The 16,468-nt window shown below is 61.2% G+C and carries 15 protein-coding genes; 12 read left to right on the top strand and 3 right to left on the bottom strand.

The window, feature by feature from the left end; genetic code table 11:
- Positions 1-73: 73 nt before the first annotated feature.
- The 9 genes from LARV_RS05890 (at position 74) to LARV_RS05850 (ending at position 9,186) form a co-directional block, all read left to right on the top strand.
- Complete coding sequence (locus LARV_RS05890) at positions 74-1,180, top strand: ATP-binding protein (RefSeq protein WP_075072757.1); 1,107 nt, start codon at positions 74-76, stop codon at positions 1,178-1,180.
- A gap of 8 nt (positions 1,181-1,188) precedes the next feature.
- Positions 1,189-2,172: a vWA domain-containing protein gene (locus tag LARV_RS05885; protein ID WP_201785883.1), complete on the top strand. Its 984-nt coding sequence runs from the start codon at positions 1,189-1,191 to the stop codon at positions 2,170-2,172.
- A 96-nt stretch (positions 2,173-2,268) separates the two neighbouring features.
- Positions 2,269-2,670 (top strand): hypothetical protein, encoded by a 402-nt coding sequence (locus tag LARV_RS05880; RefSeq protein ID WP_075072756.1) that lies wholly within the window; start codon positions 2,269-2,271, stop codon positions 2,668-2,670.
- A gap of 40 nt (positions 2,671-2,710) precedes the next feature.
- Complete coding sequence (locus tag LARV_RS05875; protein ID WP_075072755.1) at positions 2,711-3,769, top strand: zinc-binding metallopeptidase family protein; 1,059 nt, start codon at positions 2,711-2,713, stop codon at positions 3,767-3,769.
- A gap of 3 nt (positions 3,770-3,772) precedes the next feature.
- Positions 3,773-4,852 (top strand): M42 family metallopeptidase, encoded by a 1,080-nt coding sequence (locus tag LARV_RS05870; RefSeq protein ID WP_083522349.1) that lies wholly within the window; start codon positions 3,773-3,775, stop codon positions 4,850-4,852.
- A gap of 36 nt (positions 4,853-4,888) precedes the next feature.
- Complete coding sequence (locus LARV_RS05865; protein WP_075072753.1) at positions 4,889-5,893, top strand: M42 family metallopeptidase; 1,005 nt, start codon at positions 4,889-4,891, stop codon at positions 5,891-5,893.
- Positions 5,890-7,257: an ABC transporter substrate-binding protein gene (locus tag LARV_RS05860; RefSeq protein WP_075072752.1), complete on the top strand. Its 1,368-nt coding sequence runs from the start codon at positions 5,890-5,892 to the stop codon at positions 7,255-7,257. The genes LARV_RS05865 and LARV_RS05860 overlap by 4 nt, the downstream gene beginning before the upstream one ends.
- Before the next feature lie 11 nt (positions 7,258-7,268).
- Positions 7,269-7,598: a hypothetical protein gene (locus LARV_RS05855; RefSeq protein WP_152031721.1), complete on the top strand. Its 330-nt coding sequence runs from the start codon at positions 7,269-7,271 to the stop codon at positions 7,596-7,598.
- 193 nt (positions 7,599-7,791) lie between these two features.
- A complete protein-coding gene (locus tag LARV_RS05850; protein WP_075072750.1) occupies positions 7,792-9,186 on the top strand; it encodes a bactofilin family protein in 1,395 nt (464 codons plus the stop codon).
- Between the two features lie 160 nt (positions 9,187-9,346).
- On the opposite strand, the gene LARV_RS05845 is transcribed toward LARV_RS05850, so the two are convergent.
- Complete coding sequence (locus tag LARV_RS05845; RefSeq protein WP_075072749.1) at positions 9,347-10,621, bottom strand: alkaline phosphatase family protein; 1,275 nt, start codon at positions 10,619-10,621, stop codon at positions 9,347-9,349.
- Between the two features lie 99 nt (positions 10,622-10,720).
- Here LARV_RS05845 and LARV_RS05840 point away from each other — a divergent pair, with 99 nt between their 5' ends.
- From LARV_RS05840 to LARV_RS05830, 3 genes are read left to right on the top strand one after another with little or no spacing between them, the layout of a single operon-like run.
- Positions 10,721-11,239: a phosphoribosyltransferase gene (locus LARV_RS05840; protein WP_075072748.1), complete on the top strand. Its 519-nt coding sequence runs from the start codon at positions 10,721-10,723 to the stop codon at positions 11,237-11,239.
- Positions 11,240-11,263: 24 nt separating this feature from the next.
- The gene (locus tag LARV_RS05835; RefSeq protein WP_075072747.1) at positions 11,264-11,701 is read left to right on the top strand and encodes a hypothetical protein; all 438 of its coding nucleotides are present in this window, start codon (positions 11,264-11,266) and stop codon (positions 11,699-11,701) included.
- A 12-nt stretch (positions 11,702-11,713) separates the two neighbouring features.
- The gene (locus LARV_RS05830) at positions 11,714-14,164 is read left to right on the top strand and encodes a M6 family metalloprotease domain-containing protein (protein ID WP_075072746.1); all 2,451 of its coding nucleotides are present in this window, start codon (positions 11,714-11,716) and stop codon (positions 14,162-14,164) included.
- A 40-nt stretch (positions 14,165-14,204) separates the two neighbouring features.
- Here LARV_RS05830 and LARV_RS05825 read toward each other — a convergent pair whose 3' ends face one another.
- Positions 14,205-15,242 (bottom strand): glycosyltransferase family 4 protein, encoded by a 1,038-nt coding sequence (locus tag LARV_RS05825; RefSeq protein WP_075072745.1) that lies wholly within the window; start codon positions 15,240-15,242, stop codon positions 14,205-14,207.
- Complete coding sequence (locus tag LARV_RS05820; RefSeq protein WP_201785882.1) at positions 15,239-16,462, bottom strand: MFS transporter; 1,224 nt, start codon at positions 16,460-16,462, stop codon at positions 15,239-15,241. The genes LARV_RS05825 and LARV_RS05820 overlap by 4 nt, the downstream gene beginning before the upstream one ends.
- Positions 16,463-16,468: the final 6 nt, after the last annotated feature.

Genomic DNA, 16,468 nt, shown 5'->3' with positions numbered 1-16,468 from the left:
AAGTGTGCAAATTTCCCCGGATTAGTGGTAAACTTACCCGGTAGACCCATCGATTAACAGGAACTCAACGCTCATGCCCGTGATTTATCCATTTACCGCCATCGTCGGCCAGGAACGCATGCGTCGCGCCCTGGTTCTGAATGCAGTCGATCCGCGTATCGGCGGCGTGTTGATTCGCGGTGAGCGCGGCACGGCCAAATCCACCGCGGCGCGCGCCCTGGCAGCCTTGCTACCCAGCGTCCCTGTGGTGGCGGATTGCCGTTTCGGCTGCAATCCAGACAACCCGGCTACCTGGTGCACTGAGTGCCGCGAGCGTTTCGCCGCCGGTGAGACCCTGCCCACCGCAGTGCGCACCACGCCCTTCATTAACTTACCCGTCTCGGCCACCGAAGACCGCGTGGTCGGTACACTGGATATCGAAAAAGCCATCCAAAAAGGCGTGCGCGCCTTCGAGCCCGGTGTGTTGGCGGCTGCCAACCGCGGCATGCTCTACATCGACGAGGTCAACCTGTTGGACGACCATGTGGTGGACGTGCTGCTCGATTCGGCCGCCATGGGCATGAACATCGTCGAGCGCGAAGGCATTTCCTTCTCCCACCCGGCGCGCTTCATCCTCGTCGGCACCATGAACCCCGAAGAAGGCGATCTGCGCCCGCAATTGTTGGACCGCTTTGCCTTTTCAGTCGAAATCTACGGCATTCGCGAGGCCCGCGAACGCGTCACCATTATGGAACGCAACCTGGCCTTCGAAGCCGATCCCGACGGCTTCCGCCAGCAGTGGCTGGCCAAGGAAGAAGATCTTTCGCATCGCATCGAGGAAGCCCGCAAGTTGTTGGATGTCGTCACCTACACCCGCCGCGACCTGTTATCCATCGCCTCGCTGACGGCTTCGCTCAATGTCGACGGCCACCGCGCCGATCTGGTCATTCTCAAGGCCGCGCGCGCCCAGGCTGCCTTCGAAGGGCGTCAGGCGATTACCGACCGCGATATCGCCCTGGCCGCCGAGCTGGCGCTGCCGCACCGCATCAAGCGCGGGCCCTTCCAGCAGGCCGAAATGAGCATGGAAGAACTGCAGGATCGTATCGAGCAGCTCCAGGGCCAGACGACCACCGGCCGCGAATCGGAAAGCGAACCGCAGGAAGGCGAAAGCCAGGACCAGAGCGCGGAAAAAAAAATTTAACTGACGTAATGGAAGGCGAAGCCGCGCCCGAGGAAGGCGAAAACGAGCCGGCTCACCAGGACATCTTCGATCAGGGTACCACCAAATGGTGGGAAGGCGGCAAGAAGGTCAAAGCCACCGAAGCTTTCATTCCCCGTCGCCTGGATACTCCCCTGGACCGCATGGTGCGACGCGCAGCCGGGCGCCGTTCGCAAACCCACACCGATCGCAAGCGCGGCCGTTACGTTCAGGCGCGCCCCACACCCGGCAAGGCCTACGACCTGGCCTTCGATGCCACCCTGCGCGCAGCCGCCCCCTTTCAGCAGCGCCGCGTCGAACAGCGCAAACGCGTGGCCTTTGCCATCACACCCAATGATTACATGCGCAAAGTTCGCGTCCGCCGGGCGGCCAACCTGGTATTGTTCCTGGTGGACGCATCCTGGTCGATGGCCGTGGCCGAGCGCATGGCCGCCACCAAGGGCGCCATTCTTTCCCTGTTGACCGACGCCTACCAACGCCGCGACCGCGTTGGCCTGATCGTGTTCCAGAAAGATCATGCCACCCTGGTGCTGCCCCCCACCAACTCGGTCATGCTGGCCCAACGCGCGCTGGCCGAAATCCCGGTCGGCGGCAAGACGCCGCTCTCGGCCGGGCTGGAAATGTCGTACGACGTGCTGCGCCGAGAGATGCTGCTGCACCCGGACGTGATGCCGCTGCTCATCGTGCTCACCGACGGCGCCGGCAACGTCGCCATCAGCCACATCAAACCGCCCCAGGAAGAGGCCTACCAGATCGCCGAGCAGATCGCTGCCGAGAAGGTGCACTGCGTGGTCATCAACATGGAACACGCCGCCTTCGATCAAGGCCTGGCTCAGGCGCTGGCCGATCATCTCAAGTCGCCGTGCTATAGCATTTCGGATCTCAAAGCCGAAAATCTGTACCTGACCGTGCGCAAAGAAATGTCACAGGTGCGCACGCCCAACCCACCGGACGTCCTGCACACGCTGCATTAACAGGATGTGAAGATCGATTCGACTCCATCACCGCCCCAGCGGACTTGCCAGCCCGTGGGGGCGGTGATATCATGAATAGCACTGGAGGAAACCTGCATGGCGAACCAAGTAGAGCGGCGCGCTCGACTGCGTTCCACCCTCATTCTAATTATTCTCGCCACCCTGCCGTTCTACTGCATCGGCTTGATTTTAATGCAGGTCCGTCAGTTGACCGGTTCGGGTACCGTCACCCCCACCACTTCGGGCACGGTTACCGAAACCCTCACCCTGACTCCTTCCCCCACCCTGGCCACAGGCACGGCCACCCTCAGCACACCCACGCTGACGCCGACCCCCACCCTGACCTGGACGCCCAGCGCAACTTATACTCTTTTTATTACACCCACTCGCACGCCGACGATTACACATACTCCCCAACCGACCTTTACCGATACGCCGCAACCCACCAATACCCAGGCGCAGGTGCCCCCCGGAGATGTAATCTCTCCGACGCCTTAATGGTTCAAATTCAATCCGGATAAAGGAATATCTTTCACCTATGACTGACCTTTCCGCGTTCCTGAAAGAATTAATTTCACTTCCAGGTTTGAGCGGTCACGAAGGCCCCGTCCGCGAGGTCATCGCCCGCACCTGGACACCCCTGGTGGATGAAATTTCCACCAGTCGGTTGGGCAGCCTGCACGGCTTGCGCCGCGGCAGCGGCCCCGAACCGCGCCGGCGCATTCTGCTCTCGGCTCACATGGATGCCATCGGTTTGATGGTAACGCAGGTCAAGGATGGTTTTCTACGTTTCACGCAGATTGGCGGGGTGGACCCGCGCATCCTGCCCGGACAGCAGGTCATCGTCCACGGGCGCCGCGACCTGCCCGGCGTGGTGGCGCAGCCTTCCGAAAGATTGCTGCCACCCGGCAATGGCGATAAACCGGTTGCCATGGAATATCTATTCGTGGATACCGGTTTGCTGCCGGAAGAAGTGGCCCAGCTCGTGCGTGTCGGTGACCTGATCTCCTTCGCGCAGGCTCCGCTCGAACTCTCCGGCGGAACCGTGGCCGGCCACAGTCTGGACAACCGGGCCTCGGTAACGGCCGTTACGGCCTGCCTGGACGAACTGACAAAGATTCGCCATGCCTGGGATGTCTGGGCGGTCGCCTCGGTGCAGGAAGAAGAGACCCTGGGCGGTGCATTTACCTCGCCCTTCGATATTCGCCCGGATATCGCCGTGGCCATCGACGTAACCTTTGCCAAGGGCCCGGGCGTCAATGATTACCGCGGCTATCCACTCGGTAAGGGTCTCGAATTGGGTTGGGGACCAAACATTCACCCCGCCCTGTACAAAGCCTTCAAAGAAATCGCCGACCAACTGGACATTCCCTACAGCACCGAACCCATGCCGCGCATGTCCGGAACCGACGCGATGGGCCTGCAGGTCGTGGCCGAGGGCATACCTACCATGGTCATCAGCATCCCGCTGCGCTACATGCATACCCCGGTCGAGTTGATCGCCATGAAAGACGTGACCCGCGTCGGGCACCTGATGGCTGAGTTCATCGCCCGGTTGGAACCCGATTTTATTGAAAAAATTCGATGGGATGATTAACCCATGAAGGATCAAACGAAAACTCCCTTTACACGCATGTTGGACGCCGAATCCATCGCCCTGCTGGAAAGACTCAGCAATGCCGTAGCCGTTTCCGGCGATGAAGGCGAAGTCCGCGCCATCGTGTTGGAACAGGTAAAGCCCCTGGCCGACGAAGTGAAGGTGGATGCGCTCGGAAATGTGTTGGTGACGCGCAAGGCCAAAACCCCGGACGCCCTGCGGGTGATGCTGGCCGCCCACATGGACGAAATCGGCTTCATGCTTATCGACGACGACGAAGGCGGCCTGTACCGCTTCGAGACCATCGGTGGAATCGACGTTCGCCAGCTGGTGGGCAAAACTGTGTGGGTGGGCAAACAACACACCCCGGCTATCATCGGCGCGCGCCCCATTCATCTGACCTCGCGCGAAGAACGCGGACACGCCATTCCGCTCGAACAGTTGCGCATCGATCTCGGCCCTGAAGGCAAGGCCAAAGTCGGCGACCGGGCCACGTTCGCCACCACTTTCCGCCAGAACGGTCCCAGTTTGGTCGGCAAAGCCCTGGACAACCGCTTCGGCGTGGCCACGTTGATCGAACTGCTCAAGCACGCTCCGGATAACGTCGAGCTGCTGCTGGCCTTCACCGTTCAGGAGGAAGTCGGCGTGCGCGGCGCGCGGGTGGCGGGCTATTCCATGGCCCCCGATCTGGCCTTTGCCATCGATTCGACTCCGGCCAACGACCTGCCCATGTGGGACGGCAGCGAGAATGGCAAATACAATTGCCGCCTGGGCGCCGGGCCGGCCATCTATGTCGCGGACGGCGGCACGCTTTCCGATCCGCGCCTCGTTCGCCATGTGACCCAGACCTGCGACGAATTGGGAATTCCGTATCAATTCCGCCAGCCGGGCGGCGGCAGCACGGACGCCGGCATCATTCACAAGACCCGCGCCGGCGTGCCCAGTATTTCGATTTCAGTGCCGGGCCGTTACGCGCACAGCGCCGTGTTGATCGGTCGCCTGGATGACTGGCAAAACACGCTCAGCCTGCTGCATGCCGCTCTTTCGCGCCTGAATCGCGACCTGCTCGCGCAGCCGCGTTGATCCTTTCCATTGAAATTTCTTCTCAGGAGTCTTTTCATGAAAGCTCTGATCCAAAAATTAGTCGAATCCATTGGCCCATCGGGCTATGAAAGCAAGGTACGCGAACTGGTGCAAGCCGAAATCGGCGACGCAGCCAGTGATTTTCAGGTGGACGCGCTCGGCAATCTGATCGTGCGCGTGGGCAAGAAGAGCGCCGGCGGACAGCGGGTGATGCTATCCGCGCACATGGACGAAATCGGCGTGATCGCCACCCACATCGATGAAAACGGCTTCGTCCGCTTCACCACGGTCGGCGGCGTCAGCCCGCGCACCTGCTACAGCGGGCGCGTCGTCTTCGTCAACGGCGCACGCGGCGTCATCGGCGGCGACCGCCCGGATAGCCCCACCGCCATGCACACCATCGAACAGCTCTTCATCGACGTCGGCGCGACCAGCCGCGAGAATTGTCCCGTAAAAGTCGGCGATTTTGCCGCCTTCGAACGTCCCTTCATGGATCTCGGCGACCGCCTGGTGTCGAAAGCCATGGATGATCGCATCGCCGTGGCCATCCTGGTGCAAACCCTTAAAGAACTCAAGGGGAAAGCCACCCCGCATGAGTTGGTCTTCGTCTTCAGCACCCAGGAAGAAGTCGGACTGCGCGGCGCGACCACGGCCGCTTACGGCGTCGACCCCGACCTGGGCCTCTCGGTGGACGTGACCGGCGTCGGCGACACTCCGAAAGGCGCCAAGATGGAAGTTGGGCTGGGTAAAGGCCCGGCTGTCAAAGTGCGCGACGGCCGCATGCTATCCGATCCGCGCGTCGTGCGCTGGATGGCCGACACGGCCGAAAAAGCCGGGCTGCCCTATCAGTTGGAGGTTCTGGAAGGCGGAACGACGGACGCGGCTGTCATTCAACTGGCGCGCGCTGGCGTTCCGGCCGGCTGCCTATCCATCCCCTGCCGTTACATTCACTCGCCGTCCGAGATGGTCGATTATACCGATGTCCAAAACAGCGTACGCTTGCTGGTTGAACTGCTCAGCCATCCCATTGAACTAAAATGAATTCAGCACGTTCGGAGACCTGCGGGGAGAACCGCATTCCGCAGGTCTCTTTTTTGAAAAAGACGGCAGCCGGCCTGCTGCTGGCCACCCTCCTGAGCGCAGTGCTCCTGAGCGGTTGTCAAATCGTGCAATCCATCCTGCCGCCCACCGCCACCCAGCCCTCCAACCTGCCCACGCCCGTAATCCCGCCGCCCCCCGCCGAAACCTCGGCCACGAGTACGCCGGCCGGCCCGGCTGAATCGCGCACCCTGACGGTGTGGCTGCCGCCGCAGTTCGATCCCAACAGCGACACCCCCGCCGGAAATCTATTGCGCGCCCGTCTGACCTCCTTCGCTGATGAAAATAATGTAACGCTCAACATTCGCATCAAATCGGAAAGCGGAGCGGCCGGACTGCTGGAAACGCTGGAAATCACCAGCGTGGCCGCCCCGAGCGCGTTGCCGGCGCTCATTGCGCTGCCGCGCGTCGATATGGAAACCGCTGCACTCAAGGGGCTCGTCTACCCTTTGACCGGCCTGAGCACCGAACTCGTGAAGGACGACTGGTATCACTATGCCGCCGCGATGTCCTCGGTGCAGGGGACGGCGTTCTGCCTGCCGTTTGCCGGCGATGCCCTCATGCTGCTGTACCGCCCCAGCCGGCTGCCGGTTCCGGCCAAGGATTGGCAGGGCATTTTAAACACCAACCAGCCGCTCATTATTCCGGCCGGCGATTCGCAGGCCCTGCTGACGCTCGAACTCTATACAGCCGCCGGGGGCGCGCTGCAGGATGACGAAGGCCGCCCCACACTGGATGAAATCCCATTGGCCAGCGTGCTGCAACTTTACCAGCGCGGCGCGCAGCTCAGCACCTTCCCCTTCTGGATGACCCAGTTTACCAATGATGCGCTGGCCTGGCAGGCCTATCGCGAGCAGCGCGCCAACTGGATCGTCACCTGGGCTTCGAATTACCTGTCCGAACTGCCCGCCGATACGGCCATCGTCCCACTGCCTTCCTTCACCGGCCCGGTGAGTTCAGGCGATGGCTGGGTGTGGTGCCTGACCGATCCGCAAGCCGACCGCCGCGCGATCAGCCTGCAACTGGCCGACTACCTGGTGGACAGCCAGTTTCTGGCAAGTTGGACCGCGGCGGCAGGCTACCTGCCCACCCGGCCCACTTCGCTGGCCGCCTGGCCCAACTCCAGCCTGAGCGCATCCCTGCAACAAATGCTCGTCGACGTGCAACTGCGTCCGGAGAATGAGATCGTGGATAATCTGGGCCCGGTGCTGCAGGAAGCCGTTTTGCAGGTTTTGCAAAGGCAAATCGATTCGGCAGCCGCCGCGAAACAGGCCGTCGAGAAAATTAAAGTCCCCAAAGGTCCATGAAGAATATTCCCATGCTTTCAAAGATACGTCATACTCTATCCAGGCTCGACCTGTGCACGACGCTGATTCTGGTGGTGGTGGTGCTCTTCATCCTGGTCATGCTGGCCGGGAACCTGCCGCCCGCGCCCGTCAGCGCGCAATCCACGCCCTTTACCCCGACTCCGGAAAGCCAGACGGCCGTCGTGAACGGGCATCAGGCGACTCCCATCCCGGCTGAATACCTGGCCAACAACACCCAGACGAACGGCATTGTTTTCGGCACCGTTCTCCTGGTCATGATCGTCGTCATCGGCACGCTGAGCATCATGTGGCGCAATGCCAGCTCGAAGCAAAAGAAATAGCGCACGACCCACTCCAAACAGCCTGAAATCCCCTTTTTCCAAAAAAGCCATCCCGAAATAGCCTGCCGTGCCTGCCACGGCCATTTTTGTTTTCAGGCCGGCGAGGTTGTGCCGCGCAACTTAACACCGCAATCCGCGTATACTGATTAATATTCGTTTAATCTTGGTTCGGTGAATTTGACAGGAGAAAGTCATGAACGCAAGTTCGATAAAAGGATTCCGGTGGCTGCTGGTGTTCATTCTGGTGCTGGGGCTTGCCCTGGCTGCAACCCGGCCGGTTCAGGCGGCCGACTTCGACAACGACGGCCGCATCGAAGCCGGTGAAGTCATCGACGACGATGTGTTTCTCGCGGGTGACCAGGTGGTGGTCGATGGCACCGTCAACGGTCTGGTAATCGCCGCCGGCCAATCCGTGCTGATCCACGGCGTGATCAATGGTGATTTGATTGCGACCGGGCAGACGGTCTTCATCGGTGAAGACGCTCAAATCAGCGGTAATGTCTTCAGCGGCTCCCAATTGATCGATCTGCGCGGAAAAGTGGATGGCTCATTACTGGGCGGCGCGATGGAACTTCGCCTGGCGGATGGGGCCGAAATCGGGCGCAACGTCTTCTTCGGCGGGTACAGCTCCTCGGCGGCGGCCGGCTCATCCATTCAACGCGATGCCTACCTGGCCGTCTACCAGACCCAGCTCAACGGCAAGGTCGGCCGGGACGCCGTTGTGGAAGCCGCGGTCGTGGAAATCGGCGGCGATATCGGCCGCAATGCCAGCCTGACAATCGGCGAAACCGAAGGCGGGTATATGAGCCGCGCGCCCATCGTCTTCGGGTACGAGGTGCCTACCGCGCTCACCCCGGGGCTGCGCATCGCCCGGGACGCCAATATCGGCGGCCAATTGACCTACACCAGTCAGGCCGATTACTCCGCGCAGATCCAGTCAGAGCCCTCCGGCGGCGTGGTCTATCAAACGCCCGTCCCCACTGAAAACGGCCGCGACCGCATTTTCAAGACCACGCACCGCTCGGGCATCGCCGGGCGCACGATCAACGCAGTGCGCGACCTGATCACCCTGCTCATCCTCGGCGCGCTGGCGCTCTGGCTCATCCCCGGCCTGCTCAAGAGAGTCGTTGCCCAGGCGGCGGCGAAACCCTTGCCGTCCGCAGGTGTGGGTTTTCTGGCCATCCTGGCAACTTACGCCGGGGGTCTGCTGGCCGCCGCGCTTCTGTTTGGCGTGGGCATCCTGTTCAGCCTGATTACCCTGGGCGGCTTGAGCAACCTGGTTTTCGGAGTCGGCTTCTCCGGCCTCGGCCTGATCCTGGCCGTCTTCACCTTCCTGGTCGTAACCGGCAGCAAGGTGGTGGCTGCCTACCTGGTCGGCGATCTCATCTTCGAACGCCTGGCGCCGCAGGCCCAGGGCCGCAAGGTCTGGGCACTGGTGGCCGGGGTGCTGATCTATGTAATCCTATCGGCGCTTCCCTTCGTGGGCTGGGTCTTCGTCTGGATCGCCACCTTCGTCGGCCTGGGCGCGATCTGGTTCGCCTGGCAAAATCGAAAGAATACCGAAGTCGTTGCGACGCCGGTCCTCTAAATCCATCTGAATTAAAGCCAACGCCCCGGTTTCGCCGGGGCGTTTGAGTTTTAATACGGTGGTTGGTACGACGTCAAATCAGGCTCATAAGGTTGAAAGCATCTCTTCTCTCATAAAGATCTTCTCTGCGCTCTCTGAGTCTCTCTGTGGTTATCCCCTTCTACATCTTCAACATCACCAGAGGCACCAGCATTTCCGACGGACTCAGGCCGCCGTGTCGACCCAGCAGCACATTTTCACGCTCCGGGAACCACCAATACGAGTTCCCCTGCGGGAACACCACCCAATCGCCCAGGCGATCGTAAGTGCGCGCATAAAAAGGCTCGCGCCCCAGCAGCCCGGATTGCAGCACCTGCTCGCCGGGATACAGCTCGAATTGTCCGGCCCACACCTGTTGAATATACTCGCGCACGGCCTGTTCGCGCCCACGGCGTACGAAAAGGTACGGCAGGCGGGCCTCGCCAGTGGGCTGGATGGCGAAATGGCGCACCAGCTCAGGGTGATTGCGCAGTTCGTTGTTGCCGATGTGTGGCGTATAGATCTGGCCGTGATCGGCCACCATCAAGAACAGGGTGTCGCCGCGCCGCTGGCGGGCCAACCGGTTCAGAAAGCGCTCCAGCAGGTGCGTGAATGCCGAAAACTCGAGCAACACGCGCTCGTCCTCCGGCCCGTAGCGGTGTGAGAGCTCGTCCAGGTCGCCGAAGTAAACATAGGTGTAGCTGCGCTCGTCCGCCAGACTGTCCTGCACCGATGCCAGCGTCACCCACAGATCGGTGAGCGTGCGATAGCCCAGCGTTTCCACATCCGGCAGCAGCATGGTCGAAAGCCCCGAGCGGGCGATGGAGTTGTGCTGAAACGAAAATACTTTAACGCCCTGCCTGGCCAGGTGCGTCCCCAGGGTGGGCACCGGCAAAAAGGTCTCCGGCAGAAAACCGGCCCGTTTCAAACCGCCGGTGTCGCCGTTGAAGGCCGTCGGCGAATGGAAGATCATGTTGCCCACCATGCCGAATTCCTTCAACCACAGGTCGAAACCGATGATGCCGTGTTCGGCCGGCGTGCAGCCCGTCCACAGGGAGGTCAGTGCGGCGGCAGTGGTGCTGGGCACCACGCTGGTGAGCGGAACGAGATCGCCAGCCTGAATCCAACCCGCCCAGGGATCGGTGTTCGAGAATCGCTTGAAAAGGTTGAGCCCCAATCCATCCATCACCAGCAGGATGACGTGCTGAAAGCGGTCCAATTCGGGCGCCTCCAGCCACTGCCGCGGCAGCGCCGGGCAGCCCAAGGGGTCGGCGCCCAACCAGCGGCAGATGCTGGCCGGCAGGTTGGCCAACGTGGTGGCCGAGTAATCCGGCAGCAGCGTTCCGGCGGCCGTTTCCAGCCCGGACAGGCGTTGGGCCTGCAGGCGAGGCAGCAGTTCAGCGACCCGATTGGGCATGAGCGAACCTCCCGTGGAGATGGATTGCATCAATCTTACTACATTCCCGTTGCGAACCTGCTATAATCAATGTATTAATGAGTCGGAGGAACGCCCTGGATGGCCACCCGTCGTGAAGTATTGACGTGGAATGACGTCGATAAATTAATCGATCATCTGATCCCGCAATTTGAAGTCGAATTCGACGCGATGCTCCTGATTACCCGGGGAGGGTTGATCCCGGGCGGCATTCTGGCCGAAACGCTCAAAATGGACAGTATTCTGACCGCTTCGGTGGATTTTCCGGCCGAGGGCGAATTCGACAAAGAACGCGAAAAGACACGCCTGACGATGGCCTGGCCTAAATTTCTGCAATTTCCCGACGACCGGCTGTTGGAAGGCAAACGCATCCTGGTGGTGGACGATGTGTGGGGCTCCGGCCGCACCATGACGGCGGTCAAGAATCGCATCAGCGGCGCCGCCGGTCTGGCCTACACCTGCGTGTTGCACTTCAATCCCTATCGCAGCCTGTTCGGCTCGCTGCGCCCGGATTACTTTGCCGCCATCACGGATGCCTTCATCGTCTATCCCTGGGAGATCTACCGCGGCCCTGAAGCCGTGCTGCTGAAGGATTTTTAAGCATTGCATCGTTCGTGAGGGGGGATGAAAAAGCAACGCTGCCGTACCTCTCCAATACTCTTCCTGATCCTTCTATCCCTGGCGGCCTGCGCCCGGGCGCAAACCCCTGCGCCGGCGGCGGCTGAAAAATCGCCCCCTCCATCCCTGGCGGACGGCGTGCAGGAAGTAAGCGGTGTGGTGCTGAGCGGCGGGGATACCACTCCGCCGGGGTTGATGAACGTGCCCCGCACGTTCGTTTACCAGGTGAAACTGGACAACGGCGTGGAAATCAACGTGGCGTATACTGCTTATCCGCCTTCTCCGGCCGGGGATGCCCGGCCCCAAATAAAATTAAACTTTTACAACGGCAATATCCAGGCGGGCGATTACCTGAGCGCGCGCGGTACTTACGATTCGGCGAGCAAAACCCTCACGGTCGCATCCGAGGGGGATACCATCGAAACCTTCGCTACCAAACCCTGAAAGAGGTATTCCATGAAAACCTGGCGCTTGATCCGACTTGGCGCGATCCTGGTTACCGTGTTGATCGCGGCTGCCTGGACCACAAAAGTTTCGGCGGCTCCGGCCGCACCCATCGACATCGTACTGACGCAGCCGGATGGCACGACTTTTACCAGTCGGCAGTGGGGTGACGAGTGGCAGAACGGCGTCGAGACTGTCGAGGGCTACACCGTTCTGCAGTCCGGCGACGGCTGGTGGGTCTACGCCGCGGCCGCCCCCGACGGCGCGCTGGCCCCGGCCCTGCAGGCGGATCAGGCTCCCCGGGTGGTGGGCAGCGACTCGCCCGAAGGCCTGCCCCTGCACCTGCGCCCCGTAGAGAAGACTGTACCGGAGGGGGTCAGCGGTACGCTTTCAACGAACAGCGGCTCGCAGCCAGTGCTGGTGCTGCTGGCCAGCTTCAGCGACCGCGCCGGCACGTACACCCCGGCCAGTTTTGCCAACCTGATTTTCGGCGCGAACAGCAGTGTGCGCGATTTCTACCAGGACGCATCCTTCAATCAGTTGAATTTCACGCCCGCCGCAGAAAATAACGGCACGGCTAACGACGGCGTCATTGGCTGGTTGAATTTGGGTTACGCCCATCCCAATACCGGCGATTTGACTTCTACGGCCAACCAATTGATCGTCAAGAATGCCCTGATTGCAGCCGATCAATATATAGATTACTCGCTCTATGATACCAATCACGATAACTATATTTCAAACAATGAACTCCATATCATCGTCGTGGTTGCGGGTTACGAGGCTTCCTATGATTACAGCACTCCTGCTGTCTGGGCGCATCGTTGGAGCCTGAACGATGTAACTCCGCCAACCCGGGATGGCAAAGTATTGGGATCCTACCCCTATGGCGGATACGCTCAATTTGGCGAATTTCACGGCGACCACCAGGCCACCATCGGCGTCATGGCCCACGAACTCGGCCACGATCTGACCTGGCCGGACCTGTACGATATCGACAATTCCTCGGAAGGCGTGGGCAACTGGTCCATCATGGGCAGCGGTTCGTGGAATTATTTTTCGGGTTACGATGGCAATTCTCCGGCCATGCCGGACGCCTGGCTAAAATGGTACCAGGGTTGGATCACCCCCACGGATGTCCATGCGACCCAGGCCGGCGTCTCCATCGCGCAGGCTGAAACCAACCCCAGGGCCTACCGGCTGCTTTCCAATCCGAACGGGGTGGACTGGAACTTCGAAGTCACATCGGGCAGCGGCGAGTATTTCCTGGTGGAAAATCGCCAATTGACCGGCTACGATGCCGGACTGCCGGGCTGCGGCCTGCTCGTCTGGCACATCGACGAATCGGTCACTTCGGATAATTATGCCAACGCCAATGAGAATCGCCCGCTGGTAAAACTGATGGAAGCGGATGGACTGAACCAGTTGAAGAATCACACCAATCGCGGCGATGCGGGCGATCCATTCCCCGGCACCTCCAACAAGGTGACCTTCAATTATTCCTCCACCCCCAACAGCCGGCTCTACTCCGGCGCGGACAGCCTGACGGCAGTGACCGGTATCGGTTCCTGTTCGATGAACATGACCGCCACCCTGACCGATAACACCAATCCGGTGGTTGGCGACCAATATGTCTATCTGCCCCTGGTCCTCAAAGCCCAGGTGAATACGCTGCCGGTTGCAAATGCGCAGAGCGTGGCGACGGCCAAGAATATGGCCAGGCTGATTACCCTGACCGCGACGGATGCCAATGGAGATCCCCTGGCCTGGATCATCGTCAGCAATCCGGCGCACGGTTCGCTGAGCGGCACGGCGCCCAATCTGACCTACACACCCGCTCTGAATTACACGGGCAGCGACAGCTTTACTTTCAAGGTCAATGACAGCAAGGGTGATTCGAATGTCGCCGCCGTCTCCATCAGCGTGTTGACCAGCCCCATTCGCAACGGCACCTTCGAGGCCGGGCGGGATGGAAACTGGACGGAGAGTTCCATCAGCGGCGCTTATTATTTGATCACCCAGACTTTTCCGCAAACGGTGAACCCACATAGCGGGTCGTGGGCAGTCTGGTTGGGGGGCGCCCTGAATGAGGATACCTCCATCACCCAGGCCAATATCTCTCTCTCCGGCGTGCGTTACCTGCACTATTGGTATTGGATTGCCTCGGCAGATATCTGCGGTTATGATGACGCCAAAATATATGTAAACGGATCTCAATTGTCTTCGTATAATTTGTGCCAGACCAACAATACATCCGGATGGGTGCAGGGTATGCTGGATCTGAACAGTTATGTGGGCCAAACGATCTCACTAAAGTTCGAAGTGACGACGGATTCATCGGACAACAGCAACTTCTTCCTGGATGATGTCTCGATCACATCCTCGGCGTCCCTGAGCGAACCGCTGACCTCACCCCGGCAGCCCTCCGGTGCCGCGGCCCTCTCGAAGGCCGACGTTTACTGATCCGGCCCGCGCTATGAACCCGTTTCAAAAAAAGTGCTGGTCATCCGACCAGCGCTTTGAGGTATTTCTCGGTCATGGTATCCAGGCCGAACAGGGCTTCGGCCCGCGCGCGCGCGGCCGGACGGTAGTGTTCCTGATCGCGCAGCACATCGATGGCGGCCTCGGCCAGCGGCTCGACCACCGGCGGTTCGAGGTTCCAGTAGTTGCTGCCATAGGGCGCCACCTGCCCGGCCCCGCCTTCCAACAGCTCCGGCAGTGATCCGGTGGCAAAGCTGACCACCGGCAGACCGCAGGCCAGGGCTTCGATGACCGAATTGGGACAGGCCGCGTTCAGATCGGCCGAGAACAGCAGGTGCGCCAAACGATCGAGCTGCGCCACCTGGTCGCGCCGGACCACGCCGGCCCAGTTGAGGCGCACGCCGGTCGGCAGGTGCAGTGATGCGCGCAGCCCGGAGGGCACTTCGCCCGCCACCATCAGCTCCACCGGCTGGGGCACCCGCCGCGCCAGCAGCGCGGCCAGCGCCAGCGCGTTTTCCAGCCCGGGTTCATTGCCGCCGCCCAGGTGAGCCTCCACCAGCAGCAGCCGGACGAAATCCCGGGGCGGCTTTTCCGGCCCGTCCGGCGTAAACAGGTTCAAATCCACGCCGTTGTAGATCACTTCGTGGCTGGCGCGGGTGGCGCCGCGCACCGTCTGCCACCAATCGCGCGCGAAATGGCTTTGATAGACCACGTGGTCGGCGATGCGTTCGCGAATCAGGGCCAGCAGGCGGTTGTTCCATTCGGATTTAAGAAAGTGCTTCACGCCCGTGTAGCGTTTGCGGTGAATCCAGTTCATGCCGTTCAGGCGCTGGACGATGCGCACGCCGTTGTGTTTGGCCGCCAGCAGGTCGGTGATGCGGCTGGTGCCGCCGATCATCAACACCGCGTCCAGGGTCGGGTCGCGCGGATCGTCCGCCAGGCTCACGCCGCGGGCGGTCAGCCCGGCCGTCAGGCGCGCCCGAAACGAAACCGGCCCGCCCACGCCCTGCAATTGCGGCAAAATGCAAATCCGTACGGGTTGCGTCGAGGCTGCGCTCATCTTGCCAGGTCCTGCCTGCGGCTCAGAATGATGGAAGTGAGGAAGATGCCGATCAACAGGGTGTTGATCCCCACCAGGTAAACCGGAATAATTTCGAGGGAAATTCGCCGCGCCAGTACGCCCGCCAGGGAGGAAAGCAGCGCCGCGCCCAAACCGGACGCCGAAATCTGCATCCCGATGGTATTGGCGGCGTGTTTCAGGCCCACGCGGTCGCTGGTCAACGACACCAAAGCTGGGAAGACCGGCGCGATGGCAAAACCGATCGTCGCCACGCCCACCAATCCGACCGTGTTGCTGGGGTTCCACCACAGCAGCAGGCCGCCAATCAGCGCCAGCAGCAGGCTGCCGGCCACCAGTTTGCGCCCGCCGATGCGCCGGGTGTACAGCCCGGCCAGCATGCGGCCCAGGGTGAACGTCGCCCAGTAGCTGCCGGTCCATAGGCCGGCGGTCTGGGGCGCGATGCCGCGCGATTCGGTCAACAGGGTGTAGGCCCAATTGCCCAGGATGACTTCCATACCGGTATAGAGGAAGAAGAGCAGAATGCTCAACCAGACGCGCGGTTCACGCAGCGTTTCGCTCAGTGGGGTATGATAATCGGCCAGGTTGCGTTCTGCTTCTTTGCCGGCTGACTGGCCGTTGCGCCACATGGCTGCCGTGAGGATGAAGCAGACTGCCAGCAGCAGTTGGGCCGAGCCCACTTCGAGGTAGCCGGTTCGCCAGGCGCCGGTGTTTTTCAATCCCAGGGTCATGATGATTGGCCCGAGGGTGATGCCGACGCCGAAGCTGGCATGCAGCCACTGCATCAGTCCTTCGGCAAAGTGCGCCGCGACGTAGGTATTGATGGCGGCATCGATCGCGCCGCCGCCCATCCCGGCGAACAAGGCCAGCCCGACCATGACCCACCAGACCGGCGCCAGGGTGTACCCCAGCAGCGATCCGGCCGTCAGGGCGCAGCTCGCCGCCAGCAGCCCGCCAACCCCCAGGCGCGACATGATTTTTCCGCTGAAAAAGCTGGAGAGCGTGTAACCGATGGTGCCTGCAATCAATAAATAGCCGAGCGAATCGAGCGGCTGACTGAATTGATGGCGAACCGAGGGCCAGGCCACGCCCATCAGTCCATCCGGCAGACCCAGCGAGATGAAAGCGATGAACGCCAGCAGCACCAGCCCCACCCGGGACTGATTCTTGCGAACGTTCACTGCCTGCGCTTCATTTTCCAAACGCCA

It is taken from the genome of Longilinea arvoryzae, assembly GCF_001050235.1.
GTDB lineage: Bacteria > Chloroflexota > Anaerolineae > Anaerolineales > Anaerolineaceae > Longilinea > Longilinea arvoryzae.
This window is presented reverse-complemented; position numbering and strand designations above follow the sequence as displayed.

Excerpts from the sequence above, each read along its gene's own strand:
- LARV_RS05850 (WP_075072750.1), top strand. The coding sequence starts at position 7,792 with ATGAACGCAAGTTCGATAAAAGGATTCCGGTGGCTGCTGGTGTTCATT.
- LARV_RS05875 (WP_075072755.1), top strand. The coding sequence starts at position 2,711 with ATGACTGACCTTTCCGCGTTCCTGAAAGAATTAATTTCACTTCCAGGT.
- LARV_RS05870 (WP_083522349.1), top strand. The coding sequence starts at position 3,773 with ATGAAGGATCAAACGAAAACTCCCTTTACACGCATGTTGGACGCCGAA.
- LARV_RS05880 (WP_075072756.1), top strand. The coding sequence starts at position 2,269 with ATGGCGAACCAAGTAGAGCGGCGCGCTCGACTGCGTTCCACCCTCATT.
- LARV_RS05845 (WP_075072749.1), bottom strand. The coding sequence starts at position 10,621 with ATGCCCAATCGGGTCGCTGAACTGCTGCCTCGCCTGCAGGCCCAACGC.
- LARV_RS05890 (WP_075072757.1), top strand. The coding sequence starts at position 74 with ATGCCCGTGATTTATCCATTTACCGCCATCGTCGGCCAGGAACGCATG.
- LARV_RS05825 (WP_075072745.1), bottom strand. The coding sequence starts at position 15,242 with ATGAGCGCAGCCTCGACGCAACCCGTACGGATTTGCATTTTGCCGCAA.
- LARV_RS05840 (WP_075072748.1), top strand. The coding sequence starts at position 10,721 with ATGGCCACCCGTCGTGAAGTATTGACGTGGAATGACGTCGATAAATTA.
- LARV_RS05860 (WP_075072752.1), top strand. The coding sequence starts at position 5,890 with ATGAATTCAGCACGTTCGGAGACCTGCGGGGAGAACCGCATTCCGCAG.
- LARV_RS05865 (WP_075072753.1), top strand. The coding sequence starts at position 4,889 with ATGAAAGCTCTGATCCAAAAATTAGTCGAATCCATTGGCCCATCGGGC.
- LARV_RS05830 (WP_075072746.1), top strand. The coding sequence starts at position 11,714 with ATGAAAACCTGGCGCTTGATCCGACTTGGCGCGATCCTGGTTACCGTG.
- LARV_RS05835 (WP_075072747.1), top strand. The coding sequence starts at position 11,264 with ATGAAAAAGCAACGCTGCCGTACCTCTCCAATACTCTTCCTGATCCTT.
- LARV_RS05885 (WP_201785883.1), top strand. The coding sequence starts at position 1,189 with ATGGAAGGCGAAGCCGCGCCCGAGGAAGGCGAAAACGAGCCGGCTCAC.
- LARV_RS05855 (WP_152031721.1), top strand. The coding sequence starts at position 7,269 with ATGCTTTCAAAGATACGTCATACTCTATCCAGGCTCGACCTGTGCACG.